The sequence below is a fragment of the Pseudomonas eucalypticola genome (assembly GCF_013374995.1).
Classification (GTDB): Bacteria; Pseudomonadota; Gammaproteobacteria; order Pseudomonadales; family Pseudomonadaceae; genus Aquipseudomonas; species Aquipseudomonas eucalypticola.
This window is the reverse complement of the sequence record NZ_CP056030.1, coordinates 5492511-5518881: the sequence shown is the minus strand read 5'-3', so window position 1 is coordinate 5518881 and position 26371 is coordinate 5492511. Positions and strand designations below refer to the sequence as shown.

The 26371-nt window shown below is 61.7% G+C and carries 23 protein-coding genes and 1 tRNA gene; 14 read left to right on the top strand and 10 right to left on the bottom strand.

What is annotated here, in order from left to right:
- The first annotated feature begins 73 nt into the window (after positions 1-73).
- Complete coding sequence (locus HWQ56_RS24650) at positions 74-541, top strand: FAD/FMN-containing dehydrogenase (protein WP_158159030.1); 468 nt, start codon at positions 74-76, stop codon at positions 539-541.
- Positions 538-1215: an energy-coupling factor ABC transporter permease gene (locus HWQ56_RS24645; RefSeq protein WP_176571989.1), complete on the top strand. Its 678-nt coding sequence runs from the start codon at positions 538-540 to the stop codon at positions 1213-1215. Before HWQ56_RS24650 ends, HWQ56_RS24645 begins: the two co-directional genes overlap by 4 nt.
- Positions 1216-1255: 40 nt before the next feature.
- Here the strand turns inward: HWQ56_RS24645 and yacG are convergent, their stop codons facing one another.
- Genes yacG through pilB form a run of 5 tightly spaced genes read right to left on the bottom strand, consistent with a single transcriptional unit; the run spans position 1256 to position 5878 of the window.
- Positions 1256-1459 carry a DNA gyrase inhibitor YacG gene (yacG, locus tag HWQ56_RS24640; RefSeq protein ID WP_158159034.1) on the bottom strand — a complete coding sequence of 68 codons (204 nt, stop codon included), beginning with the start codon at positions 1457-1459 and terminating at the stop codon, positions 1256-1258.
- Positions 1459-2079 carry a dephospho-CoA kinase gene (coaE, locus tag HWQ56_RS24635; protein ID WP_158159036.1) on the bottom strand — a complete coding sequence of 207 codons (621 nt, stop codon included), beginning with the start codon at positions 2077-2079 and terminating at the stop codon, positions 1459-1461. The genes yacG and coaE overlap by 1 nt, the downstream gene beginning before the upstream one ends.
- On the bottom strand, positions 2079-2948 hold the full coding sequence (locus HWQ56_RS24630) for a prepilin peptidase (protein ID WP_176571988.1): 870 nt from the start codon (positions 2946-2948) through the stop codon (positions 2079-2081). The genes coaE and HWQ56_RS24630 overlap by 1 nt, the downstream gene beginning before the upstream one ends.
- Positions 2949-2950: 2 nt before the next feature.
- Positions 2951-4174 (bottom strand): type II secretion system F family protein, encoded by a 1224-nt coding sequence (locus tag HWQ56_RS24625; RefSeq protein WP_176571987.1) that lies wholly within the window; start codon positions 4172-4174, stop codon positions 2951-2953.
- 3 nt (positions 4175-4177) lie between these two features.
- A complete protein-coding gene (gene pilB / locus HWQ56_RS24620) occupies positions 4178-5878 on the bottom strand; it encodes a type IV-A pilus assembly ATPase PilB (protein ID WP_176571986.1) in 1701 nt (566 codons plus the stop codon).
- A gap of 230 nt (positions 5879-6108) precedes the next feature.
- Here pilB and HWQ56_RS24615 point away from each other — a divergent pair, with 230 nt between their 5' ends.
- The 6 genes from HWQ56_RS24615 (at position 6109) to HWQ56_RS24590 (ending at position 10755) form a co-directional block, all read left to right on the top strand.
- Positions 6109-6522, top strand: a complete 414-nt coding sequence (locus HWQ56_RS24615; protein WP_176571985.1) for a pilin — start codon at positions 6109-6111, stop codon at positions 6520-6522.
- 52 nt (positions 6523-6574) lie between these two features.
- Positions 6575-7003, top strand: coding sequence for a pilin (locus tag HWQ56_RS24610; protein ID WP_176572481.1), 429 nt, complete (start codon positions 6575-6577; stop codon positions 7001-7003).
- 72 nt (positions 7004-7075) lie between these two features.
- A tRNA-Thr gene (locus tag HWQ56_RS24605) sits at positions 7076-7151 on the top strand.
- A gap of 638 nt (positions 7152-7789) precedes the next feature.
- On the top strand, positions 7790-9547 hold the full coding sequence (locus HWQ56_RS24600) for an anti-phage dCTP deaminase (RefSeq protein WP_176571984.1): 1758 nt from the start codon (positions 7790-7792) through the stop codon (positions 9545-9547).
- The gene (locus HWQ56_RS24595; RefSeq protein WP_176571983.1) at positions 9537-9695 is read left to right on the top strand and encodes a hypothetical protein; all 159 of its coding nucleotides are present in this window, start codon (positions 9537-9539) and stop codon (positions 9693-9695) included. Before HWQ56_RS24600 ends, HWQ56_RS24595 begins: the two co-directional genes overlap by 11 nt.
- 286 nt (positions 9696-9981) lie before the next feature.
- The gene (locus HWQ56_RS24590; protein WP_176571982.1) at positions 9982-10755 is read left to right on the top strand and encodes an EAL domain-containing protein; all 774 of its coding nucleotides are present in this window, start codon (positions 9982-9984) and stop codon (positions 10753-10755) included.
- Between the two features lie 126 nt (positions 10756-10881).
- Here HWQ56_RS24590 and HWQ56_RS24585 read toward each other — a convergent pair whose 3' ends face one another.
- Both HWQ56_RS24585 and nadC read right to left on the bottom strand, forming a co-directional pair.
- The gene (locus tag HWQ56_RS24585) at positions 10882-11145 is read right to left on the bottom strand and encodes a hypothetical protein (RefSeq protein ID WP_158152716.1); all 264 of its coding nucleotides are present in this window, start codon (positions 11143-11145) and stop codon (positions 10882-10884) included.
- Positions 11146-11188: 43 nt separating this feature from the next.
- Entirely contained in the window at positions 11189-12037 is an 849-nt protein-coding gene (gene nadC, locus HWQ56_RS24580) for a carboxylating nicotinate-nucleotide diphosphorylase (protein ID WP_158152715.1), read from the bottom strand.
- A 365-nt stretch (positions 12038-12402) separates the two neighbouring features.
- Between nadC and HWQ56_RS24575 the strand changes: the two genes are divergently transcribed.
- The 3 genes from HWQ56_RS24575 to ampE all read left to right on the top strand — a co-directional run bounded on the left by HWQ56_RS24575 (position 12403) and on the right by ampE (position 16085).
- A complete protein-coding gene (locus HWQ56_RS24575) occupies positions 12403-14622 on the top strand; it encodes a DUF1631 domain-containing protein (protein ID WP_176571981.1) in 2220 nt (739 codons plus the stop codon).
- A 66-nt stretch (positions 14623-14688) separates the two neighbouring features.
- Entirely contained in the window at positions 14689-15252 is a 564-nt protein-coding gene (ampD, locus tag HWQ56_RS24570) for a 1,6-anhydro-N-acetylmuramyl-L-alanine amidase AmpD (protein ID WP_176571980.1), read from the top strand.
- Complete coding sequence (gene ampE / locus HWQ56_RS24565; RefSeq protein WP_158152712.1) at positions 15249-16085, top strand: regulatory signaling modulator protein AmpE; 837 nt, start codon at positions 15249-15251, stop codon at positions 16083-16085. Before ampD ends, ampE begins: the two co-directional genes overlap by 4 nt.
- 46 nt (positions 16086-16131) lie before the next feature.
- Here the strand turns inward: ampE and HWQ56_RS24560 are convergent, their stop codons facing one another.
- Positions 16132-16917 (bottom strand): TatD family hydrolase, encoded by a 786-nt coding sequence (locus tag HWQ56_RS24560; RefSeq protein ID WP_176571979.1) that lies wholly within the window; start codon positions 16915-16917, stop codon positions 16132-16134.
- Positions 16918-16920: 3 nt separating this feature from the next.
- A complete protein-coding gene (cra, locus tag HWQ56_RS24555; protein ID WP_158152710.1) occupies positions 16921-17916 on the bottom strand; it encodes a catabolite repressor/activator in 996 nt (331 codons plus the stop codon).
- Positions 17917-18265: 349 nt separating this feature from the next.
- Between cra and ptsP the strand changes: the two genes are divergently transcribed.
- From ptsP to HWQ56_RS24540, 3 genes are read left to right on the top strand one after another with little or no spacing between them, the layout of a single operon-like run.
- Positions 18266-21136, top strand: a complete 2871-nt coding sequence (gene ptsP / locus HWQ56_RS24550) for a phosphoenolpyruvate--protein phosphotransferase (RefSeq protein WP_176571978.1) — start codon at positions 18266-18268, stop codon at positions 21134-21136.
- A complete protein-coding gene (pfkB, locus tag HWQ56_RS24545) occupies positions 21137-22078 on the top strand; it encodes a 1-phosphofructokinase (RefSeq protein ID WP_158152708.1) in 942 nt (313 codons plus the stop codon).
- Positions 22079-22089: 11 nt separating this feature from the next.
- A complete protein-coding gene (locus tag HWQ56_RS24540; RefSeq protein ID WP_176571977.1) occupies positions 22090-23829 on the top strand; it encodes a PTS fructose-like transporter subunit IIB in 1740 nt (579 codons plus the stop codon).
- A gap of 149 nt (positions 23830-23978) precedes the next feature.
- Here HWQ56_RS24540 and HWQ56_RS24535 read toward each other — a convergent pair whose 3' ends face one another.
- Entirely contained in the window at positions 23979-26363 is a 2385-nt protein-coding gene (locus tag HWQ56_RS24535; RefSeq protein WP_176571976.1) for a PepSY domain-containing protein, read from the bottom strand.
- Positions 26364-26371: the final 8 nt, after the last annotated feature.

Sequence of the window (26371 nt, the reverse complement as noted above, 5' to 3'; positions counted from 1 at the left end):
TGACTTGCACACGCCGTGTCATGGCCTGGGGTGTAGACTGCCAATACGCCAAATTTCCCTGAGGAACCTGCCGATGAAGTTCTGGACCTGCCTGCTGCTCAGCCTGCTGCCGTGCTGGGCGATGGCCCTGGAAGTGGGCGAGCACGTGCCTGCCTGGACCCTGCTCGACCAGTTCGACAGTGCCTACACCCTCAACGAAGATGCCCGCATTCTGCTGGTGGCCCGCGACATGGGGGGCGCCAAGCTGGTCAACGCGGCCCTGCAAGGGCAGCCCAAAGGCTACCTGGAAAGCCGGCAGGCCGTGTTCCTGGCCGATATCCAGCGCATGCCGCGGCTGATCGCAAAGATGTTCGCCCTGCCGTCCATGCGCTCCTACGACTACCGGGTGGTGCTTGACCGCGAGGGGCGGATCGCGCCTGGTTACAACGTCGCCGACGACTCGGTACTGTGGCTGGAACTGGACCACCAGCGCGTGGTGGCCCAGCATGAATTCACCGACGCCGCCGCGTTGAAGACGGCGTTGGAACAGGCGAAAAAATGATCAGCGCGCAGGTGCTGTCCGGCGCGACCCTCGCGATCGGCTGGTGCCTGTATGTCCCGGTCCTGGGCTGGGCGGCGTGGCGCGCACCATGGGTAGAGCTCTTCGCCGATAGCCGCCGTCAGCACCTGCTGTTCGGCACGGTGCTGGCGCTGTTTGCGCTGTGGTTGGTGCGTCGAGACTTCGATACGGGGGTGTCCTACCACTTTCTCGGCCTGACGGCGGTTACCCTGCTGCTGGATTGGCCGTTGGCCTTGCTCGGCGCATTGGTGGCGCAGATGGGCCTGGTGGGGCTGGGGTACCAGGATCTGCAAGCCGCGGGCGTCAACGGGTTGTTGCTGATTGGCTTGCCGGTGCTGGTCACCGAGCTGTGCGCGCTGGGGGTAGAGCGCCTGCAACCGAAAAACCCCTTTATCTACATCTTCTGCTCGGGGTTTTTTTCTGCTGCGTTGGCGGCATTGCTGTGTGTGCTGGCGGGGGTAGGGTTGCTGTGGCTGGACGGACGTTTTGCCTTGCCGGAATGGCTATGGGACTTTATCGGCTACCTGTGGCTGGTGATCTTTCCGGAAGCCTTCATCAACGGCGTCATCGTCACGGCGCTGGTGGTGTTCTGCCCCGAATGGCTGGAGACCTTTAACCGTACCCGCTACCTGGCGGCGCCGTGGAAGGAAGACTGATGCCCAGCCCACCGGCGCCTGCCTCTATGGTGCGCTGAAATCAATGCTCGCGATGAGGCAAGTCGCCCGAGAACATTTCATCCTCGGCGTCCGGCCCCACCGGAATCTTGTGCTCCTCGGCCGCCCAGGCGCCCAGGTCGATCAGCTTGCAGCGCTCCGAACAGAACGGCCGGGTGGGCGTCGCCGCGCTCCATTCCACCGGCGCGCCGCAGGTAGGGCATTGTACGGTCAGGGGTTGGCTCATCAGTGGCCTCCAGTCAATGTCAGGTAAAAGGCATGCAGCCGCTCGACCTCGGCGCGCAAGGCCGCCAAGTCACGGTCATTGACCAGCACATCGTCAGCATGGCTCAAGCGTTTTTCCCGGGTGGCCTGGGCCTTCAGGATCGCCTGTACCTGCTCAAGGCTGGTGTTGTCCCGACGCAAGGTGCGTTCGATCTGCAACGCCTCCGGCACATCCACCACCAGCAAGCGCTGGGCCAGCCGGTACTGCCCGGACTCGATCATCAGCGGCGACACGAACACCGCATACGGCGACGTGGCCTTGGCCAGCGCTTGGGCAATTTCGGTGGCGATCAGCGGGTGCAGCAGGCCTTCCAGCCAGCGACGCTCATCAGCGTTCTCGAAAATCAGCTGCCGCAACGCCGCCCGGTCCAGCGTGCCATCGGCCCGCAACACCCCTTCACCGAAATGCCTGGCGATCTCGGCCAGGGCAGGGCGGCCCGGCTCGACCACCCAGCGCGCCGCCTGGTCGGCGTCCACCACGTGCACGCCCAGCTCGGCGAAGCGCTCGGCGGCGGCACTCTTGCCGCTGCCGATGCCACCGGTCAGGCCCAGAATCCAGGGTGCGGGAGAAGCTGTCGTCATCAGAAACCAGCGAACTGCATGTAAGAAGCGGTTATTTGACCACCCCAGAGCAATGCGATCCAGCCCGCGATGGCCAAGTAAGGCCCAAAAGGGATCGGCGTGCTATGCGCCGCGTTGCGCAAGCGCAACAGAATCACCCCCAGAATGGCACCCACCAGCGACGACAGCAGAATGGTCAGCGGCAACACCTGCCACCCACCCCAGGCGCCGAGCATGGCCAACAACTTGAAGTCGCCATGGCCCATGCCTTCCTTGCCGGTCACCAACTTGAACAGCCAGAACACGACCCACAGCGCCAGGTACCCGCCCACCGCGCCCCACAGCGCATCGGGCAAAGTCGCGAACAACCCGAACGCGTTGACGATCAGGCCCAGCCACAACAGCGGCAACACCAGCGCATCGGGCAACAACTGGTGGTCGGCGTCGATCAGGCTCATGGCCAACAGCCCCCAGGTCAGCAACATCATCGCCCCAGCGGCCCAGCCGAAACCGAAATGCCAGGCAATGAACGCGCTGAGCACGCCGCTGGCCAGCTCTACCAGCGGGTAGCGTTTGCTGATGGGGGCATGGCATTGGTTGCACTTGCCTTTCAGCGCCAGGTAGCTGACCACGGGAATGTTCTCCCAGGCGCGGATCTTATGGGCGCAGTGGGGACAGGTGGAGGCGGGGAGCATCAGGTTGTAGCGCGGCCCCTCGGGCTCGGCGGGGAGGCCGAGAATGTCCCGGGCTTGGGCTTTCCAGTCGCGTTCCAGCATCTTGGGGAGGCGGTGGATGATGACGTTCAGGAAGCTGCCTACGACCAGGCCGAGGATCAGGGCGCAGAGGGTGAAGGCTATGGGGGTGGTGGCCAGGTAGTCGGATAGGGGCATGGTTAGACGACGTTGCCGAGTTGGAAGATGGGGAGGTACATGGCGATTACAAGCCCGCCTACGATTACGCCGAGGAAGGCCATGATAAGAGGTTCCATCAGGCTGGTTAAGCTGTCTACTAAGTTATCTACCTCGTCCTCGTAATAAGAGGCAACCTTGGCAAGCATTTCGTCCAAAGCACCAGACTCCTCTCCGATGGCAGTCATTTGTACTGCCATGGTTGGGAAAACGCCGGTTGATCGCATCGAGAAGTTAAGCTGCATGCCGGTGGAGACGTCTTGCTTGATTTTACCTACCGCGTTTTTGAAAACGACATTACCTGTAGCGCCTGAGACAGAGTCTAGTGCCTCGACTAAAGGAACTCCTGCAGCAAAAGTGGTAGCTAAGGTCCGAGCGTAACGGGCGACCGAGGACTTGTATAAAATTCCACCGACAATTGGCAGCTTTAGCAACAGGCGATCCAGCGCATCCCGGAATCTCTCGCTTTTTCGCATGGCCTGCCTAAATGCTATGACAATACCGATGGCGCCAGCTAATACTATCCACCAATAACTCTGCATTATTTCCGAAAGCCCTATTACCATCAAAGTAAAAGCAGGAAGCTCTGCGCCAAATCCCTGAAATACTATTTGGAATTGAGGTACCACTTTGATTAATAGGATTGCTGAAACTATAAAAGCAACGACGACTACGGCCGCTGGATACGTCATCGCTTTGCGTATTTTTGCTTTTAAGGCTTCCGTCTTCTCTTTATAGGTAGCTACCCGGTCCAGCAGTGTCTCAAGCGCGCCTGCTTGCTCCCCGGCATCTACTAAGTTGCAGTAGAGCTCGTCGAAATATTGAGGGTTTCTCCTCAATGCGGTTGCGAAGCTGTTGCCGGCTGCGACTTCCTGCTTTAAGTCCCCTACTAATTGACGCATCGTCGGGTTGTCAAAGCCCTCGCCAATGATGTCAAAAGACTGTAGTAGCGGCACACCTGCTCTCATCATCGTTGCCATCTGGCGGGTGAATAGAGCAATATCCATGGGTTTGATTTTTTTACCTCGCCCAAAAAGAGAAGGCGATTTTTTTTTGATTTTTCCTGGATTGATGCCTTGCTTGCGTAACTGAGCTTTCACTAGGGGTATGCTCACACCCGTTAGTTCGCCCGTTATCCTGACGCCTTTGCGATCAGTACCTTCCCAATTGTAAGTGAAAATTTTGGGCGCTCGTGCTTTCGCAGCCATTGCTTAATCCTTGGTGACGCGGTTAACTTCTTCAAGGCTAGTCACGCCCTGCATGACCTTTATCAAACCAGAGGTGCGAAGATCATTGAACCCGTCTTTGCGCATTTGCTCCGCGATCTCGATGGAGTTTCCTTGCTCCATGATAAGGCGCTGAAGCGCCTGGGTATTTCGCGCTACCTCATAAATGCCCTGTCGACCTTTGTACCCGTTGTTGCAGTGGTCGCAACCTACAGGTTCATAGATTTTAAAAGTTCCGATAAGGTGCGCAGGGAAGCCTTCACTTTCCTGTGTTTCCAAAGGGATTTCCGCAGCTCGTTTACAATGAGGGCAGAGCTTGCGTGCCAACCTTTGTGCAATAATCAAGCTGACAGAGGTGGCAATGTTGAAGCCAGCAACGCCCATGTTTTGCAAGCGTGTCAGCGTCTCTGCTGCACTATTAGTGTGTAGTGTAGATAGCACAAGGTGGCCCGTTTGAGCGGCCTTAATGGCAATTTCTGCTGTCTCAAGATCGCGGATTTCACCTACCATGATGACGTCAGGATCCTGGCGTAGAAAGGATCTCAGTGCTTGGGCAAAGTCCAGCCCTTGTTTAGGGTTGACGTTAACTTGGTTAATGCCTTCCATGTTGATTTCAACCGGGTCCTCAGCTGTAGAAATGTTGATATCCACTGTGTTTAAGATATTAAGGCCAGTGTATAGTGATACGGTTTTGCCAGAGCCTGTGGGGCCAGTAACGAGTATCATTCCTTGCGGCTGGCGGAGCGCCTGAAGGTAAAGTTCTTTCTGGTCCGGTTCGTACCCAAGTGCATCAATACCCATTTGAGCGCTAGACGGATCCAGAATTCGCATTACAATTTTCTCACCCCAAAGTGTTGGGAGAGTGTTGACGCGAAAATCAATTGCTTTGCTCTTCGATATGCGCATCTTTATACGACCATCCTGAGGTTTTCGCCTTTCGGATATGTCGAGGCTTGCCATGACCTTTAAGCGTGCGGCAATGCGCCCTGCAAGATTGATGGGGGGGCGCGCAACTTCGCGTAATATGCCGTCGGTCCGCAATCGTACGCGGTAATTCTTTTCATAGGGTTCAAAGTGAAGGTCTGATGACCCTCCGCGAATGGCGTCCAATAACATTTTGTTTACAAAACGGACCACGGGAGCGTCGTCCGCGTCCTGACCTACTATCGGTTCATCTTTTTCAGTATCAACCGCCTGCACATCAAGACCATCGAGGTCGACATCCGCCATTTCTTCAAGCCCAGTGCTGCCGGAGTCGAAGAATTTCTCAATCGCATCTACGAGCTTGTCGTCTTCGACAAGGATGGCCTCGGTGGTCAACCCAGTGCTGAACTGGATATCAGTAATTGCTTGATGGTTGGTTGGATCCGATACGCCAACAAATAGCTTGTTACCACGACGCCAAAGTGGAAGTGCGTGGTGTTGCCTGATTAGTTTTTCGCTTACTAACCCCTTAGGCTGGCTATCCTTATCCAGCATCGCTAGATCGAGAAGCGAGACACCAAATTGCTCAGACGCTATCTCAGCAATTTCACGACTTTTTACTAGCTTGCTCTGTACCAAGAAATGTACGAAAGGGGTACGATTCCGCTGCGCTTGCTGATACGCCTGCTGCGCGCTCTTGTCGGTTAGCAAATCGGCCTGGACCAAGTGCTTGGCCAAGCCGGTGAGGGCAATATCGTTCATTTGAGCACCGGTCACATCTAATCGGTGTTTTATAGCGTAGTCGAGCGAAGGTGCCAAATCTAACGTGCCAATGTGACAAAAAACGTCAGTTTTGCGCATCTGTGGTCGACGCTATCGCTTTGATTGGCAAGGTAGAGCGGGAAAGCCGCCGGTTCTGGGCCGTGGCATGACCATTGCTTACCCTCTTATAGCTGTCTCGGCTCCTGCACCTACACGGAGATTTTTTCTTTATGAAAAATCAGAAAGGTTTTACGTTAATCGAGCTGATGGTTGTAGTTGCAATCATCGGTATCCTTGCGGCAATCGCAATTCCGCAATACACGCGTTATCAGGCTAAGTCCAAAGTCGCTGCCGCAGTCGCTGAAACGTCTGCGATGAAAGTGGGTGTAGACGACGCAGTAAACTCCAATACGGCCCCGACCTTGGCTTTGGCGGGCGGTGCGGCATCTAGTGCGAACTGCTCTGCAATCGCTATTGCAGGCTCTGCGACAGCGAACGTTACCATCACCTGCACAATCACCAACGCCCCTTCGATTGTTCAGGGTAAAAACGTAGTTTGGACTCGTACGGCAGATACTGGTGTCTGGGCCTGCAGCTCCACTGTAACGGATACCACGCTGCTGCCTAAAAGCTGTGGTGGCTGATAGCTGGCCTGGGGGGCGCTAAGCGTCCCTCATCTTTATATGTTGGAGTAATATGAGCTCGTCCAAACTCGCTCAAAATGGATTTACATTAATAGAGGTAATGGTTGGAGTGGCCATTATCGGTGTGCTGGTGGCGATCCTTATTCCGAACTATATGCGTTATACAGCCAAGAGCAAGGTTTCTGGTGGGCTTGCCGAGCTTACCGCATTAAAGCCTGCAGTTGAGGAGTTTGTGGCTTCCAGTGTAGGCTCATTCTCTCTCTCCGATTTGGGAGGGAGTTCTAATACTAGTAACTGTACAATGTCCCTTGTCGCCTCTTCTGGTGTGGTGGCGTTATCCTGTACGCTAGTAAATCCTGTTTATCTGATCGCGGGAGGAGTTGTTAGTCTTGTCAGGTCGAGTGAAGGAATATGGACTTGCGAAGTTAATTCCAATATATCTCAGGATTTCGCCCCTCTCGGTTGCACTGTCTTCAACTGATGCGTTGATCGATTCAGAAAGCTTGTGAGGGATCGCGAGTAGTGGTAGTTTTTGCCTGGTGATAAGTCATATGCCGGTGTAGCTCAGTCGGTAGAGCAGCGCACTCGTAACGCGAAGGTCGTAGGTTCGATTCCTATCCCCGGCACCATCTCCCCCCGCGTCACCCTTCAAGCCTTCAATGCCGCGAAATCCGATTGTTCGTGGTCATCTCCGAGTTGCCGATCTCCCAGATCCATCGGTCATACGCTTTGACCATGTTGCACTCGTTGCCATAGGCCGCATAGTTGACGCAAAACGGACTCTCGGTCACCTTTCAGATCCCTTCCTGCGTCCCGCTGCCCCCTCAGGTGCCGCACCGCGATGCCGTCTGGCTGGAAGGTTTCGCTATAGGAAAGGCCATCAGGGGTAATGACCTGCTGCGGCCGGCCCACGAGCGCACTGGTGATCGCGCTGCCTTCGAGGTTAGTGGCGTCAGCGGTGTGTTGAGCTGAATGGCCCTCTGATGGGGATGCTTACTCCACCGTAGTCAGGTCCAAGCTACGAATGTCCATTGGCGATAGCGCGATAGTCGGTGATGCTCAACTGTTCCCTGCCTATTTTTCAACTAATCCCTAACCATCTGGTGTAGGACGTTTCACAGTACCAATCGGAGCTTTCTTCGTCTTTCGAGAGATTCGCGCTGACTGTCAGCAGTGCCGCCATCCGCTAGGCTGATGTCTGTTTGCGCGGCCCTGCAATTTGCATCGCTCTGGCCGGACGGGAAATTACGCTGCTGTGAGGAAAGGCATGAAGTTCAATGGAGATCTGAACGAGTTGATGCAGAAGCTGGGAAGCCTAGCGGTGGTGGGAGAATGGCGGGTGGTCAACCGAAATCAACATCAATTCCGGGCCAAGAGCAAGGCGATCATGAACTGGTTCCCATCTACGGGCACCGTGAGTTTTCAAGGGCCCACCCAGGCGGCAAACCTGATGAGGGAATTGGTTTCGCAGATCTTGTTCGGGGGTGGACCTGCACACTCACCCACCGAGACCGAAACTCGTGCCGAGGCTACGGCCGATTTGGCGCGCACCATGCCGGGTGAGCGCGGTTACTTCCTCGATGGAACCTACGCAGACTCTGAGATTGTGATTGGGTTGGTGGGTGCCGTTGGTACTGATCTCGACGAGGTTGTGAGGGTTGTAGGCGACCGTCTCAGGGCTTTCCGATACGCGTGCGAGTCAATCCGCATATCCACTGACATCATCTCCCCGCTTGCTCCCGTTGAGCAGACTAGTAGCGAATATGATCGGATCAGCGGTTTCATGGCGGCAGGCAATGCATTGAGAAAGCGCACTGAAGATAAGGCGGTGCTCGCGCTAGGTGTAGCGCTGAAGGTGAACCAATTCCGCAGCGGTCAGGAGCCGGGTCGGCGTGCGTTTGTCGTCAAGTCGCTGAAGCATCCTGAAGTAGTGCAACGTCTGCGCAGTATCTATTCGGATGGCTTCTTCCTGCTGGGAGTGCATGCCGATCATGCGCGAAGGTCTAATTTTCTGATCAGGGAACGGGGCATGACCGACGAGCAGGCTTCTCGCTTGATCGAGAAGGATGCAGACGAAAGTGATCCGTTCGGTCAGCACACGCGGGACACCTACCATCTCTCAGACTTTTTCATCAATCACAACGGTCACAGTGACTCGCTGAAGAACCAGATCTGGCGTGTTCTGGATCTGCTGTTTGGAAAACCGTATGTCACTCCTACCTTTGATGAATATGCCATGTTCATGGCGTTTTCCGCAGCATTGAGATCTGCAGATCTATCAAGGCAGGTAGGGGCTGTACTCACTCAGCATGGCAGCATCGTTGCCACCGGAGCCAACGATGTTCCCAAGGCGCACGGTGGCCTGTACTGGCCAGAAATTGATCCCGCTACTCATTGTGCTAATGATGCCAAGGACGGTCGGGACTACATGCGGGGAGAAGACTCGAATGTCGTACAGAAAAAGGCAATCATCGACAGCATCCTCGCAGCTATCCCGGAACATCTTCACTCTCAGGTAGCACCCATTATTCGCTCCAGCAGAATTCGGGACATTACCGAGTATGGTCGGGTTGTTCATGCCGAAATGGAAGCTTTGCTAGCGGGGGCTCGAGCCGGCGTGGGCACCGTCGGGGGGGAACTATATTGCACGACGTTTCCATGCCATAACTGCGCGAAACATATCATTGCAGCTGGGGTAAAAAGAGTCGTTTATGTAGAGCCCTACCCCAAGAGCAAAGCATTGGAGTTTCACTCCGACTCCATTTCCCTTGAAAGAGACGGAACGAATGTCGTCTTTGAACCATTCATCGGGGTTGGCCCCCGAAGCTTTTTCAACCTATTCTCAACGAGCCTGGGAAGCGGTTATCCGATAAAGAGAAAGACTTCGGACGGGCAAATCGTTGACTGGTGTGAATCCGATGCTAAATTGCGCACCCAGTTGTTGCCGTGCTCCTACATGGAACGTGAGGACCTGGCTGCCGCATTGCTTGCAACCTACCTGGAGGAGAAGGCAGATGAACAGTGACAAGAAGGCTTTCCTTGAGCATATGGCCAAGGCTCGTCACACCGTGGCCCAGTGGCCCCAATGGAAGCAGAACATCCTGCGCGCGGCTCCCATGCAGCTCGCCGATCAAGGTCTAGCTGCCGCCCAGGCGCGGGCTGATCGAAAATAGCCGTGGTAGCCGACCGCCCACAGACGCGAGTCGACGAGGACCGCTCCATCCATTGACCTGGCCTTGCCGCCCACCTATTCTGAAAACGTCTCGATGTACACGCGGGGGCACGTAAAGGCGTGTGACGCCGCCGTTTGGTATGGCCGCGCCGGTTGATGTACTGGTCCTGAGCATCCTGCGAACCCCCTTTTCTATTGGGGGTTTTTCATTTCAAACGCTGGTATTTGTTAGCTCGGCCCAGGGTGACAAGCTCACCGGACAAAATATTTGCCTCCCCGGAGGAGCAATGACCCAAACCTTCTTCCCCCACCCCTTCGAACCCACCGGCTGTGCCCAATGCCGCAACCTGGAAGGCCTGGATTTCCAGTTCACCATGGCGTTCCAGCCCATTCTCGACGTTTCCACCGGCAAGCTCTACGCCTACGAGGCCCTGGTGCGCGGCCCCAACGGCGAGTCGGCGGCCAGCGTGCTGGGCAAGGTCAATGACGGTAACCGCTACCGCTTCGACCAGGCCTGCCGGGTGAAGGCCATTGAGCTGGCAGCCGGGTTGGGCTTGGTGGGCATCCCTGATTGCAAGCTGAGCATCAACTTCCTGCCCAACGCCGTGTACCGCGCCGAGACCTGTATCCGGGCGACCCTCGAGGCGGCGGAGGCATCGAGTTTTCCCTTGGATCGCTTGATGTTCGAAGTGACCGAGGGGGAGCGGGTAGAGGACCCGGAGCATCTGAAGTCCATTTTCAAGGCGTATGAGCGCCAGGGGTTTACCACGGCGATCGATGATTTCGGCTCGGGGTATTCCGGGTTGAATCTGTTGGCGACCTTTCAGCCTCAGGTGCTGAAGCTGGACATGGCGTTGACGCGGTCTATCGACAGCGACCCGGTGCGTGAGGCCATCGTGGCGGGGATCGTGCTGGTGGCGCAGCGCTTGGGCATTACCTTGCTGGCCGAGGGGGTGGAGACGGCGGGGGAGCGAGATGCGTTGCTGGGGCTGGGGATCCGCCTGATGCAGGGGTATCTGTTCGCGCGCCCTCAAGTGGAGTGTTTGCCGTTGATGCCGTAGCGGGGGGCAACCGTGTGGGACCGGGCGAAGCTCGGGAAAAGGACGGCGCGCAGTTTAAGTGGCTGCGTGGTGCCGGCTTCCCGAGCTTCGCCCTGTCCCACAGAGGAGGGGGGCTAAATTCGCAAGTCAGCCCTCTTGCCGCCACCGCACGGTGTAATGCGCGGCTACGGTGGTCATTTGCGGCTGGAAGTGGGTGTTGGTGATCAGGTACTTGTCCACCGCGCCACCTTCGCGGTGGTGTTCCAGGGTGTCGCCGGCGCCGGCGTTCAGGGTTACTTCGTAGATCAGCGCCTTGTTCGGTTCTACCTGGGTCTGGAAAGGACCCAGGCGAGTGCCGTCGATGCGGATGATGTAGACCGTGTCGGCCCCGGGGTTGAGCGTGTTCGTCACTGCGAGTACTCCAATACCTTCGTTCATCTCGTGGGGTGATGTTTCACAGACTCAGGCGCATCGACAGGTCGATGGCCTTGACGTCCTTGGTCATGGCGCCGATGGAAATGTAGTCCACACCGGTCTGGGCGATGGGCAGCAAGGTGCTTTCGTTGATGCCGCCGCTGGCTTCCAGTTTGGCCTTACCGGCATTCAGGCGCACTGCTTCACGCATGTCGTCGTGGCTGAGTTCGTCAAGCATGATGATGTCGGCGCCAGCGGCCAGGGCTTCCTTGAGTTCTTCCAGGCTTTCCACTTCGATTTCCACCGGCTTGCCGGGCGCGATGCGGTGCGCGGCGCTGATGGCCTGGGCGATGCCGCCGCTGGCGGCGATGTGGTTTTCCTTGATCAGGAAGGCGTCGTACAAGCCGATGCGGTGATTGTGGCAGCCACCGCAGGTGACAGCGTATTTCTGTGCCAGGCGCAGGCCCGGCAGGGTTTTGCGTGTGTCCAGCAGCTTGACCTGGGTGGCGGCTACCTTGTCAGCCAGGGCGCGGGCCTGGGTGGCGACGGCCGACAGCATCTGCAGGAAATTCAACGCCGTGCGTTCGCCGCTCAGCAGCGAGCGCGCCGGGCCTTCGAGGTGGAACAGGGCCTGGTTCGCCGTGGCGCGCTGGCCGTCGACGACCTGCCAGTGCACCGCCACGCGCGGGTCGAGCTGGCGGAACACCGCGTCCACCCAGGCGGTGCCGGCGACCACGCAGTCCTGGCGGGTGATGATGGTGGCCTTGGCCAGGCGCTCGGCCGGGATCAGCTGGGCGGTGATGTCGCCGCTGCCAATGTCTTCCAGCAACGCGCGGCGCACGTTGGCTTCTATCTCGGCAGTCAGGTCGGCGAGGCGTAGATTCGGCATAGCAGGCTCCACAAGCAAAGTGGCCGGATTATAGGGCAGCCGGTGCCCGGCGCGAAGCCTTGCGATAGCCAGGCCGCCGAGCAGCGAAAAGCCAGCAAATCATTCGGCGTTGCGGAGCTTTTTGCCGGTTTTGTTGTCCACTTCGCATCGCCCGGTAAATAACTGCCGCGGGTGCTCTAGCCGAGCGGCGTGCTTTTGCAGATAATGAGTGCCTTGTATTTGGCGCCATAGGCTTGACGCTTCGAATCTTTGTTTCCACTCTGCGTGACGGCGCTTACAAAGGCGTTGCGACAGAGGGCTGTGGGCGGGCGTGGGTAACCTGCATACTAGAGCGATAGCGACCCTCATTCTTTCTGGAGGACGGGATGCAAAACGATGGGAAAGTCGTGCCGTTGAACAAGGCTGCTGCTGATAACGCCAATCAGACGCCTCTGGCACGCCTGCCCGTTGTACTGCTGCAAGTGCGCGACAAGGCTGCCCAGCAGTTGCGCCAGGGCTTGCAGGCGCTGTTCGACAATGCCGATGACACGCTGTTCGAGATGGCCGACAAGGCCCACAACAATGTCGAGCAGAACACCTTTTTCGAAGCCATGCGCGACCTGCGCCTCAAGCGCAAGAGTATCGAGCGTGGCTTCCTGGAAAGGCTCAATGAGGCCTTCGTGGCCATCGGCCAATACGAGATCGCCGAGCCCACCGTCGCAGCCCCGGTCAATTACGACAAACTGGAACTGGTCGCCAATGACGACCTGGAGCGCACGGTTGCCCTGGACGCCATGGTCGGCAAGGTCCTGGCCCGCGACGGCCTGGCCCTTGGCCAGTTGACTGCACGGCTCAACGCTCTGGTGCTCAAGCGCCTGGACGATGCCACCAACCCGTTGGGGCCGGCCATGGTCTGCGACTACTTCCTGCAGGCCGGGCGCAACCTGGGCGTGGAGATCAAGGTCAAGCTGATCGTGCTCAAGCTGTTCGAGAAATACGTGCTGGCCGATACCGACCAGTTGTACGCCGAGGCCAATCAGCTGTTGATCGCCACGGGCGTGCTGCCTGAACTCAAGGCCGCCCCGGCGCGGCGCAGCGCCGACCGTGCGCCGGCGCGCCCCGCCCAGCGCCGCGAAGACGCCCCTTCGGCGGGCACCCAGCCAGGCGCGCAGCTCGATGAAAGCGTGCAGGAAGTATTCGGCGCCCTGCAGGAATTGCTGCACCAACTGCGTGGCAGTGTGGCGCCCAAGCTGGAGAGCGCCCAGGAAGCGCAACCCATCTCCACCAATGACCTGATGCGCTTGCTGTCCCACCTGCAACAGTACGTGCCGGCGTCCCAGGCCGCCCAGGATGACTACGACCTGCGCCACCAGCTGGAGCAGTTGCTGACCCGCGTGAGCGTCAAGAGCGGCAGGTTCCGGGTGATCGGGGTCGTCGACGAAGACGTGATCAACCTCATCACCATGCTGTTCGAGTTCATTCTCGACGACCGCAACCTGCCTGACTCGCTGAAGGCCTTGATCGGCCGGCTACAAATCCCGATGCTCAAGGTGGCGGTGCTCGACAAGAGCTTCTTCAGCCGCGGCAGCCACCCGGCCCGTCGCCTGCTCAACGAAATTGCGTCGGCCGCCATGGGCTGGGGCAACCGTGACGATTATCAGCGTGACAGCCTGTACCTGCGCATCGAGCAGATCGTGCAGCGCCTGCTCAACGACTTCGTCGACGACACGGCGATCTTCTCCGAACTGCTGGCCGACTTCCTGGCCTTCACCGCGGATGAGCGGCGCCGCAGCGAACTGCTCGAGCAGCGCACCCGGGACGCCGAGGAAGGCCGTGCCAAGGCCGAGCTCGCCCGCCAGCGTGTGCAGCAGGAACTCAACAGCCGCTTGCTGGGCAAGGTGATGCCCCTGGTGGTGGTGCGCCTGCTGGAAGAAGCCTGGAGCAAGGTGCTGCTGCTGACTTGCCTGAAGCATGGCGACGGTTCGCCGCAATGGCAGGAAGGGCTAACGACCATGGACGACCTGATCTGGAGCGTCGAGCCCCATGACGAGCCCCAGGCCCATGAGCGCCTGTTGCAGGTGGTGCCCGGCCTGCTCAAGGCCTTGCGCGAAGGTTTGACCAGTTCGGCGTTCGACCCCTTTGCCACCAGTGAATTCTTCAGCCAGTTGGAGGTGTTGCACGTGCAAGCGCTCAAGCGCGATGCACGCCAGCCCGCCGCGTGGGCGGAAGGGCAGGAGCCCGCGGCGCTGGTGGCGGTGGTGGAGGAAATCGTCCTGGCCGGGCACGGCGACGCGCCGCAGGTCCAGGTGCGCCTGCCGGCCGATGACCCTGGCATGCTGCAGGTAAGCAAGCTGCGCACCGGTTGCTGGGTTGAGTTCGTGGAGGATGAAGACCATCGCCAGCGCTGCAAGCTGGCGGCCATCATCGAAGCTACCGACAAGTATGTGTTCGTCAACCGCACCGGCATGAAAGTGCTGGAAAAGACCCGCAGCGGCCTGGCGGTCGAGTTCCGTCGCGGCAGCGTGCGCCTGCTCGATGACGCATTGCTGTTCGACCGGGCGCTGGATTCGGTGGTCAGCAACCTGCGACGGCTGAAAAACAAATAGTGGGCTGACCTGCCGGCCCATGGCGGGGCATACTGGGCCGACGACCCGTGTTGCCAAGGAAACCCGATGACGATTGATCCCGCCACTGGCTGGTGCCAGCCGGCGCAGCACTGCCCCTCGCCGAACTTCAACGAGCGGCCCGAGGGCGAGATCTCCCTGCTGGTGATCCACAACATCAGCCTGCCACCTGGCCAGTTCAAGACCGGCCGTGTGCAGCAGTTCTTCCAGAACCAGCTGGACCGCAGCGCCCATCCGTTCTTCGAGACCATCGCCGAACTCAAGGTGTCGGCGCACTTCCTGATCGAGCGTGACGGCGCGCTCACCCAGTTCGTCTCTTGCCTGCAACGGGCCTGGCACGCCGGGGTGTCGAGTTTCGAAGGGCGTGAAACCTGCAATGACTTCTCCATCGGCATTGAACTGGAAGGCACCGACTTCGAGCCGTTCACCGACGCCCAGTACCAGGCGCTGGCCCAACTGACCCGGCAGCTGCAAGCGCAGTACCCGGCCATTACTTCATCGCGTATCTGCGGGCACAGCGACATTGCCCCGGTGCGCAAGACAGATCCAGGGCCGCATTTCGACTGGGCGCGCTACCGCGCCAGCCTGCTGGCCCCCGAGGGCGCGCAATGAGTTTTCTGGTGTTGGTGCTGGTGTTGGTCATCGAAAAGTTCTCGGCGTTGCGCCATCGGTTGCAAGGGGATCGCGCCTGGTTGGCCGAGTTGGCCCGCCTGGAAGCCAAGCCTCGGCTCGCCAAGGAGCCGGCGCTCGTTCTGGCGCTGTGGGTATTGCTGCCGGCGTTAGTCCTGGGGGCCGTGCTGCTGGCGCTCAAGCCTGTGGCCTATGGCCTGTTGGCGTTGCCGGTTCACCTGTGGGTGGTGATCTACAGCCTTGGCCGTGGCGATGTGAAAGCCGGCCTTGGGCCGTTTCGCGATGCCTGGCGGCGCGGGGACGAGCAGGCGGCCGTGCATGTGGCTGAGCGTGACCTTGGGCTGACGGCCGACGATGAGTCGGGCTTGTTGGCCAAGGTGCAGGACAACCTGCTGTGGCAGGCGTACCAAAGCTTTTTCGCGGTGATCTTCTGGTATGTGCTGCTGGGACCGGTGGCGGCGCTGGTCTATCGCCTGCTGGCGCTGGCGGTGCGCAATGCCAAGCACCCTGGCGTGGTGTCACGGGCGGGCAGCATTCGCCATGCCTTTGACTGGTTGCCTGTGCGGGTGCTGGCGGTGAGCTTTGCCCTGGTGGGCAACTTCGTCGCGGTGGGCAAGGTGATGCTCCATGAGGTGCTGCACTGGGGCATAGGCGCCAAGCAGCTGATCGCGGATGTCGGCCGCGTGGCGGGTGAGCTGCCGGCCACGGCGGCGGGCGAGGCGGGTGTCGCCAGCCTCGACAGCCTCTGGGAGCTGCTGCTGCGCTCGGCGGTGCTGTGGTATGCCGTCATTGCCCTGTGGACAGTGCTGTTCTGAGCTTCGGATTGCCGGGGGCAACCCTGTGCACCAGGGGCGTGAGTGGTCAGGCGTAAGGCCAGTGGAACACGTCGCAGGCATTCGCGGTGCTGGCCGCCGCCAACGTCTGTGCATCAACCCCCATGACCTCGGCCAAGGCCTCGGCAATCATCGGCAAATGCTCCGGGCTGTTGCGCTGCCCGGCGTACATCACCGGGGCCATGTCCGGTGAGTCGGTCTCCAGCACCACGGCTTCCAGCGGCAGGCGGGCCAGGGTCTTGCGCAGCTTCACCGCCTGCGGCCAAGTGCCCGCTCCGCCAAGCCCCAGTTTGAAGCCTAGTTTCAGGTATTCCCGCGCTTCTTCATGACTGCCAGCGAAGGCATGGATGACCCCCGCGCGCTTTAGCTTGAAACGCTTGAGCGTGGCGATCACCGCCGCGTGGCTGCGCCGCACGTGCAGCAACACCGGTAATTCGAACTCGGCCGCCAGTGTTAACTGTGCCTCGAACAAGGCTTGCTGGCGTTCGCGGTTCAGGTCTTCGAGGAAGTAGTCCAGGCCGAATTCGCCCACCGCGCACACCTGCCGATGCCCAGCCAGGCGCTCCAGCCAGCCGCGCAGTTCGTTCACATGCGCAGGCTGGTGCTCGTCCAGGTACACCGGGTGCAGGCCAAACGCGGCATAGAGCTGCGCGTCGCTTTGCACCAGGTCCCACACCCGCTGCCAATTGGCCTGGTGTACGCCCAGCACCACCATGCGTTGCACGCCCAGGGCGCGCGCATTGGCCAGCAACGCGGGGCGGTCTGCGTCGAAGTCGGGGAAGTCCAGGTGGGTGTGGGTGTCGATCAGCCCCATGGCTCACCCCTCGAAAATACGCTGCTTGAAGGTACGGGCTATGGCGTGCACGCCAGGGTGGTACTCGTTGCGCTCCACCGCGGCCAGCGCCAGTTCCAGGGCCTTGCTGGCGATCAGGTCGTGCTGCTGGCCCATGGCATTGATGGGCAAGGGCAGGAAATCCAGCAGTTGGGTGTCGCCGAACGTCGCCAGGTGCAGCGAGGGGAACTCGTCCTGATGGCCTTGCAGCACATCGAACACCCCTTGCAGCAGTACATAGGAGGTCGTCACCAGCGCTGCCGGCAGATGGCCCAGTTGCTGCACCAGGTCGGCCATGGACTGACGGCCACATTCGCGGCTGAATGCCTCGCCCTCGGACACCAGCACCTTGCCGTTGAAGCCTTCCACGGCCTGATGAAAACCGGCGGCGCGGGCCTGGCTGATGCTCAGCTCGGGGCGGGCGCCGATCAGGGCGATGTCCTTGGGGGCTGTGCGCAGGATGCTGCTGGTCAATTGCAGGGCGGCGTGCTGGTCGTCACTGACCACCGAGCAGAAATGGTGGGTGTCCATCACCCGGTCGATGGCAATGACCGGCAAGCCCTTGTTTTGCAGTTCCAGATAGCTGGTGTCGTCGGTCGGCAGGCAACTGGCGACGAACAGGGCGTCGCAGCGGCGGGCCTTGAACAATTGCTGCAGTTGCAGTTCGCTGGCCGGCTCGTCATCGGAACTGGCGATCAGCAGTTGATAACCATGCTCGCGCGCGCGTTTTTCCAGGCGCTTGGCGATGCGTGCGTAGCTGGGGTTCTCCAGGTCGGGAAGAATGAAGCCCAGCGTGCGCGTATGGCGGCTACGCAGGCCGGCGGCCTGGGGGTTGGGCGTGAAGCCGTGTTCCAGCACCACCGCCTGGACACGTTCCACGGTGGTCTTGCTGATGCGCTGCTGTTGCGCCTTGCCGTTGATCACGTAACTGGCGGTGGTCACCGACACTCCGGCCAGGCGGGCAATATCACTGAGTTTCAACCGAGTATTCCTTGTTTTGCGGCGTGCGACGCCGGGCGTTCAGGCTGCCCGGTGCATTGTTCACCATCGTTGGCCACCGCGGCAGGCGACGATTGTCGCAATGCCGCCGTCAGGTTGGGCTTCAATGCCTGAAGATTATCGGGTAACGTGCCTGTCATTCTAGGTTAAACGATTCAGCCGGCGTGTTTTCTGCCGAAAAAAATCTGTCGGGGTGGTCAGTAAATTTTCCCGTCGATGGCTGGCTGAAGTTGTCCAACAGCTCTGGGCTGACTCCGCGGGGAATTCAGTCCTATGCTGCACCCTTAAAACAAGACTTCTGCATCCTGTGGATGCCGTAAAGGAGATTGGCATGCTCGAGCTCACTATAGAGCAGATATCCATGGCCCAGAGTGCCGTGGATAAACCCGCCGCCCTGCAATTGCTGGCTGAAAAGCTGGTGGCCGACGGCCTGGTCGCCGAGGGCTACCTGGCGGGCCTGCAAGCACGCGAGGCCCAGGGTTCCACCTTCCTGGGGCAAGGCATCGCCATTCCCCACGGCACCCCGGAAACCCGTGATCTGGTGTTCGCCACCGGCGTGCGCCTGCTGCAATTTCCCCAGGGCGTGGACTGGGGCGACGGCCAGATCGTATACCTGGCCATCGGCATCGCGGCCAAGTCCGACGAGCACCTGCGCCTGCTGCAACTGCTGACCCGCGCGCTGGGCGAGACTGACCTGGGCCAGGCGTTGCGCACGGCCAGCACCCCTGAGGCCTTGTTGAAGCTCTTGCAGGGTGCGCCGCAAGAGCTGGCGCTGGATGCCCAGATGATCAGCCTGGGCGTGGCCGCCGAAGACTTCGAAGAGCTGGTATGGCGCGGCGCGCGCCTGTTGCGCCAAGCCGACTGTGTCAGCAATGGCTTTGCCGCCGTGCTGCAACAAGTCGAAGCCTTGCCCTTGGGCGATGGCCTGTGGTGGCTGCACAGCGAGCAGACCGTGAAGAAGCCCGGGCTGGCGTTCGTTACCCCCCAACATCCGCTGCGCTACCTGGGCCAGCCGCTGACCGGGCTGTTTTGCCTGGCCAGCCTGGGCGAGGCGCACCAGGCCCTGCTGGAGCGTTTGTGTGGCTTGCTGATCGAAGGCCGCGGCCAGGAACTGGGCCGCGCCACCAACCCGCGCGCGGTACTGGAAGCCTTGGGCGGTGACGTGCCCGCCGACTGGCCCAGCGCCCGTATTGGCCTGCCCAACGCCCACGGCCTGCACGCGCGTCCGGCCAAGGTGCTGGCGCAACTGGCCAAGCGCTTCGAGGGCGAGATTCACCTGCGCCTGGTGGACAGCGCCGAGCCTGCCGTGTCGGCCAAAAGCCTGAGCAAACTGTTGAGCCTGGGCGCCCGTCGCGGCCAGGTGCTGGAGTTCATTGCCGAGCCGGCCATCGCCAACGACGCCCTGGCCGCGTTGCTGGCGGCGGTAGAAGAAGGCCTGGGCGAGGAGGTCGAGCCGCTGCCAGCGGTTGCCGAAGTGGCCGTGGTGGTCGAAGAAACCGTGGTCGTCACGCCCAAGGTTCAGGCCCCGGTGGCCGGCCAGCAGCTTCAGGGTATCGCCGCGGCGCCCGGTATCGCCATGGGCCCGGCCCATGTGCAGGTGCCACAGGCATTCGACTACCCGCTGCGCGGCGAATCCCATCCGGTGGAGCACCAGCGTTTGCAAGACGCACTGGTTCAGGTGCGTGAAGACATTGAAGGCCTTATTCGCCGCAGCCAGGCCAAGGCCATTCGCGAGATTTTCGTGACCCACCAGGAAATGCTCGACGACCCGGCGCTGACTGAGGAAGTTGCCAGCCGCCTGAAGCAGGGTGAAAGCGCTCCGGCGGCGTGGATCAGTGTCATCGAGGCCGCCGCTCGCCAGCAGGAAGCCCTGCAGGATGCGCTGCTGGCCGAGCGTGCCGCCGACCTGCGCGACATCGGCCGCCGCGTGCTGGCGCAGCTGTGTGGCGTGCAAAGTGCCGATGAACCCAGCCAGCCTTATATCCTGGTGATGGACGAGGTGGGCCCATCGGACGTTGCCCGTCTGGACCCGGCCCGCGTGGCCGGTATTCTAACCGCACGTGGCGGCGCCACCGCCCACAGCGCCATCGTCGCTCGCGCACTGGGTATCCCGGCCATTGTCGGGGCGGGCGAGGCCGTGCTGTTGCTCAAGTCCGGCTGCCCGTTGATGCTCGATGGCCAGCGCGGCCACTTGGTGGTCGAGCCTAGCGAAGAGGTGCGCCAGCGCGCCATCGAAGAGCGCGAAACCCGCGCCCGGCGCCAGGAAGCCGCAGATGCCCGGCGCCTGGAAACCGCGGTGACCCGCGACGGCCACGCCGTTGAAGTGTTCGCCAACATCGGCGAGAGCGCCGGCGTCAAGGCCGCGGTGGAGCAGGGCGCCGAAGGTGTCGGCCTGTTGCGCACCGAACTGATCTTCATGGCCCATTCCCAGGCGCCCGATGAAGCCATCCAGGAAGCCGAGTACCGCCGAGTGCTCGATGGCCTGGCTGGCCGGCCACTGGTGGTGCGCACGCTGGATGTGGGCGGTGACAAACCGCTGCCTTACTGGCCGATCGCCAAGGAAGAAAACCCTTTCCTGGGCGTGCGCGGCATTCGCCTGACCCTGCAGCGTCCCGACGTGATGGAAAGCCAGCTGCGCGCCCTGTTGCGCGCCGCCGACAACCGTCCGCTGCGGATCATGTTCCCCATGGTGGGCAGTGTCGAGGAGTGGCGCCAGGCCCGGGACATGACCGAGCGCCTGCGCCTGGAAATCCCGGTTGCCGACCTGCAACTGGGCATCATGATCGAGGTGCCATCCGCTGCGCTGCTGGCGCCAGTACTGGCCAAGGAGGTGGACTTCTTCAGTGTCGGCACCAATGACCTGACCCAGTACACCCTGGCCATCGACCGTGGCCACCCGACCTTGTCTGCCCAGGCTGATGGCCTGCACCCGGCGGTGCTGCAACTGATCGACATCACCGTGCGAGCTGCCCATGCCCACGGCAAGTGGGTAGGCATCTGTGGTGAATTGGCTGCCGACCCCCTGGCCGTGCCGCTGCTGGTGGGCCTGGGCGTGGATGAATTGAGTGTCTCGGCGCGCAGCATTGCCGAGGTTAAGGCCGGGGTGCGCGAGTTGACCCTGGAACATGCGAAAAGCCTGGCGCAGACCGCGCTGGGCCTGGGCAGCGCCGCTGACGTGCGCGCCCTGGTGGAGAAACAGTAGATGGCCAAGATCCTGACCCTGACCCTGAACCCGGCGCTGGACCTGACCGTGGCGCTCAACAGCCTGCTGGTGGGCGACGTCAACCGCACCACGGCCATGCACAGCCATGCCGCCGGCAAGGGCATCAACGTCGCCCAGGTGCTGGCTGACCTGGGCCATGACCTGACCGTGGCCGGTTTCCTCGGCGAGGACAACGTGCTGCCGTTCGAAGCGCTGTTCCAGGCCCGGGGCTTCACCGACGAGTTCATCCGCGTGCCGGGTGAGACCCGCACCAACATCAAGCTGGCCGAGCACGGCGGGCGCATCACCGACCTCAACGGCCCCGGTGCATTCGTCGACGACGACGCCCAGGCTGCGCTGCTGGCGCGCCTGGAACAGATCGCCCCCGCTCATGACGCCGTGGTCGTGGCCGGCAGCCTGCCGCGCGGTATCAATGCGCAGTGGTTGCAGGCCTTGCTGGAACGCCTGGTCGCCATGGGCCTGAAGGTCGCCCTGGACACCAGCGGCGCTGCCTTGCGCGTCGGCCTGCAGACGCAGCCATGGTTGATCAAGCCGAACACCGCCGAGCTGAGCGAAGCATTGGGTGAAGCGGTGGATACCCCGGCCCAGCAGCAGGCCCTGGCCACGCGCTTGCGTGACCGAGGGATCGAGCACGTGGTGATTTCCCAGGGCGCCCAGGGCGTCAACTGGTTCAGTGGCCAGCAAGCCCTGCAAGCGCTGCCACCCACCGTGGACATCGGCAGCACCGTGGGCGCTGGCGACTCGCTGCTGGCGGGCATGGTCCATGGCCTGCTCAGCGGCACTGCGCCGGAGCAGACCTTGTGCACCGCCACCGCCATCGCCGCCATGGCGGTCAGCCAGATTGGCTTTGGCATCCGTGACCACGCTGAATTGGCGCGGCTCGAAAGCGGCGTCTGCGTGCGCGCGCTGACAGAACAATAAGAGGGTATGAGATGAAACTTGCCATCGTCACGGCCTGCCCCAGCGGCCGCGTCTCCAGTGTCCTCAGTGCGCGTCTGCTCGACGCTGTGGCCCAGCGCCAGGGTTGGAGCACCAGCGTTGAGGTGCACGACCCGCAGCACCCGGAAAACAAACTGTCGCCGGCCACCATCGCGGCCGCCGACTGGGTACTGGTGATCAACACCGGCCCTGTCGACCTCAGCCGCTTTGTCGGCAAGCGCCTGTTCCAGAGCAGCCCGGCGGCGGCCCTGCAGGACGCCGACGCGTTCCTGCGCCAGGCCGCGGAGCAGGCCAAGGTTCACGAGGCGTGTACCGACGCCGCTATCGCCCCGGTAGCCGACCGTGCGCCGCGGCTGGTGGCCATTACTGCATGCCCGACCGGCGTAGCCCACACCTTCATGGCGGCCGAAGCCTTGCAGACCGCCGCCAAGCAAATGGGCTACGACCTGCAGGTCGAGACCCAGGGCTCGGTGGGCGCGCGCAACCCGCTCAGCGCCGCGGCCATCAAGGACGCCGACGTGGTACTGCTGGCGGCCGACATCGATGTGGCCACCGAGCGGTTCGCCGGCAAGCGTATCTACCGCTGCGGCACGGGCGTGGCACTGAAGCAGGCCAAGTCGATCCTCGACAAGGCCCTGGCCGAGGGCAAGCAGGAGTCCGCGGCCAGCACGGGTGCCGCCGCGCCAGCCAAGCAGGAGAAAACCGGGGTCTACAAGCACTTGCTGACCGGTGTGTCGTACATGCTGCCAATGGTGGTGGCGGGTGGCCTGATGATCGCGCTGTCGTTCGTGTTCGGCATCACCGCGTTCAAGGAGCCAGGCACCTTGGCGGCCGCGCTGATGCAGATTGGTGGCGATAGCGCCTTCAAGCTGATGGTGCCGCTGCTGGCTGGTTACATCGCCTACTCGATCGCCGACCGGCCTGGGCTGGCGCCCGGCATGATCGGCGGCTTGCTGGCCAGCACCCTGGGGGCGGGCTTCATCGGCGGCATTGCCGCCGGCTTCATCGCCGGTTATGCCGCCAAGGCCATCAACCGCTACGCGCGGTTGCCCGCGAGCCTGGAAGCGCTCAAGCCGATCCTGATCATTCCGTTGCTGGCCAGCTTGTTCACCGGCCTGGTGATGATCTACGTGGTGGGCAAGCCGGTGGCCGGCATGCTCGAAGCGCTGACCCACTTCCTCGACAGCATGGGCACCACCAATGCCATCCTGCTGGGGGTACTGCTGGGTGGCATGATGTGCGTCGATCTGGGAGGGCCGATCAACAAGGCGGCGTACGCGTTCTCGGTTGGCCTGCTGGCCTCCCAGAGCTACGCGCCGATGGCCGCCACCATGGCTGCGGGCATGGTGCCCCCCATCGGCCTGGGCATCGCTACCTTCCTGGCCCGCCGCAAATTCGCCCAGAGCGAGCGTGAAGCGGGCAAGGCCGCGTTGGTACTGGGGTTGTGCTTCATTTCCGAAGGCGCCATTCCCTTTGCCGCCAAGGACCCCTTGCGGGTCATCCCGGCCAGCATCGCCGGGGGCGCCTTGACCGGTGCGCTGTCCATGTACTTCGGCTGCAAACTCATGGCGCCCCATGGCGGATTGTTCGTGATGCTGATCCCCAACGCCATCAACCATGCACTGCTGTACCTGCTGGCGATTGCCGCCGGGGCCGCGGTGACGGCAGTGGTGTATGCAGTGATCAAGAAAGCCGAAGTGGTGGAACTGGCGGTAGAGCCCGTCAAGGCCTGACGCACCTTGTAGTGTCAGTTCAGGGTTGCAGGCACACCGCTGTGGGACCAGGCGCCAGCTCGGGAAGGGGGCGCCTTGCGGTATCAGTTACACCGCGGCGCCTGGTTCCCGAGCTGGCGCCCGGTCCCACAGGGTGTGCGCGCCCGTTATCAGTAAACGTCGCGGCGGTAGCGCCCTTGTTCGCTCAGCGTTTCGAGGGTAGCCGCCCCAAGCACTTCACGCAGCACTTCATCGACCCCGCCCGCCATGCCCTGAAGGCTGCCGCACACATAGATCAAAGCCCCCTCGGCCACCCACTCGCGCAGCAGTCGTGCATGCTCGCGCAAGCGGTCCTGCACGTAGACTTTCTTCGCCTGGTCGCGGGAAAACGCCAGGTCCAGGCGTGCCAGCTGGCCGCCCGCCAGCCAGCCCTGCAGCTCATCGCGGCAGAGGAAGTCATGGGCCTGGTTGCGCTCGCCAAACACCAGCCAGTTGCGCAGGTGGCCCTTGGCGATGCGCGCCTTGAGCAAGCTGCGCAGGCCTGCCAGGCCGGTGCCGTTGCCGATCAGTATCACCGGCGCCTCATCGCGCGGTGCATGGAAGCCGTTGTTGCGCCGCACGTGCAGGCTGATGGCCGCGCCCACTGGCGCATGTTCAGTGAGCCAGCCTGAGCCCAGGCCGAGGGTGCCGTCGGGGTGACGCTCCTGGCGCACGATCAGCTCCAGCCCGCCGTCCCCGGGCAAGGAAGCGATGGAATATTCCCGGGCCTGAGTTTGCAGCGGCACGTCGGTGGTCAGGCGCGGCATCATCTCGACCAGGTCGCCGGCCTCCCAGCCGTGGGGCGCCGGTGGCGCCAGGCGCAGCAGGTACACCGGGGCGCCCTGGCTGCCCGGGTTCAGCCGCTGGCGTTCGCTCAGCGTCCAGTCTTCGTACAGCGGCGCCTGCCAGGCCATGGTCGGTTGGGCACCGGTCAACTGGCCCAGTTGCTCCTGCCACTGTTGCAGGCGCAGTGGGTCGGCGCTGTCTACCTGCACCGGTTCGAAGGCGCTTTGGGCGCCCTGTTGGCCGAGCCAGTGATGCAAGCGCAGGCCAAAGCCACAGAAATGTGGGTAGTGGCGGTCGCCCAGCGCCAGCAATGCATACTTCATGTGGCCAAGCCCCATGGCCTGGCCCAGTACCTTGCGTTCAAACCCACGAGCACTGTCGGGCGCTTCGCCGTCACCGAAGGTGCTGACCACGAACAAGGCGTGCGAGGCCTGGCACAGGTCTGCTTCGCCCAGTCGCGACAGTGGTTCTACTCGCACCGGCAGGCCGGCGGCCTGCAACTGGCTGGCGCTCTGCCAGGCCAGTTGCTCGGCGAACCCGCTCTGGCTGGCGAAGCCGATCAGCCAGCCATCCGCCTGGGCCTCGACGTTGTCCAGTTGCTGGCGCGCGGCGCGTACCAGGCCTTTCTTGCGGCGGCGGTCCAGGTACAGCAGCCAGCCTGTGACCAGGAACAGCGGCATGGTCAGCGCCGCCACGGTGTTGAGGATGCGCCCGGCGAGGCCGAAGTAGCTGCCCACGTGCAGGGCGTAGACGCTGTCCAGCAACTGGCCGCCCAAGGGCTTGTCGGCGAAGCGCTCATGCTTGCGCACCTGGCCGGACAGGGGGTCGAGAATCAGGCTGTTGAACGCGCGCTCGTGCGGGGCGTTGTGCAGCAGGTAAAAGACCGTGATCGGCTGGCCATTGGGCGCCAGCCGCAGGTTGTAGGCGCGCAGGGCGGGGCCGGCCTGGCTGCGGATGCTGTCCCACACTGCGTCGTAATTGACGTTTACCGGGCCTGTGGGCGGCATCGGCCGTGGCGTGCGGCCGCCACGCTGGCCTTCGCGGTGTTCGCCTTTTGGCGCACTGCCCAGTAGCGAGGTCATGCCTTCGCGTGCCCAGTCATAGGACCAGAACAGCCCCGTCACCGACAGCAACAGGTAAAACAGCAGGCACCAGGTGCCTGCCACCGCGTGCAGGTCCCAGTTGAAGCCGCGGCCCTTCTTGGCCCAGTCCAGGGTCAGCCATGCGCGCCAGTTCAGCGCCTGGCGTGGCCAGCGCAGGTAAAGGCCTGACAGGCAAAAGAACACCAGGATAAGGGTACAGGCCCCGGTGATGTTCTTGCCCACCTCGCCCATGGCCAGGAAACGGTGCAACTGCAAGGTGAAGCCAAAGAAACCTTCGCCACGCACCTTGCCCAACAGCTCGCCGGTGTAGGCATTGAAGTAGCGCAGTTCACCGCGACGCTCGCCAGGCGGGGGCATGTAGAACACCCGTGAGGCCAGGCCGGTGTCGGTTTCCACCCACAAGGCGGTAATCGGCTTGCCCTTGGCGGCCTCCAGCTTGGGCACCAGGGCCGAAGGCGGCAGCACGCCACTGTCCTGCACCTGCACGCGCAACGTGTCGGGGTTCAAGGCCCGCAGGATTTCATCCTGGAACGATACCAGCGCACCGGTCACCCCCATCAGGGCAAGTACCAGGCCCGCCGTGATGCCGAAAAACCAATGCAGTTGGAACAGTGTTTTCTTCAACACGTTTAATC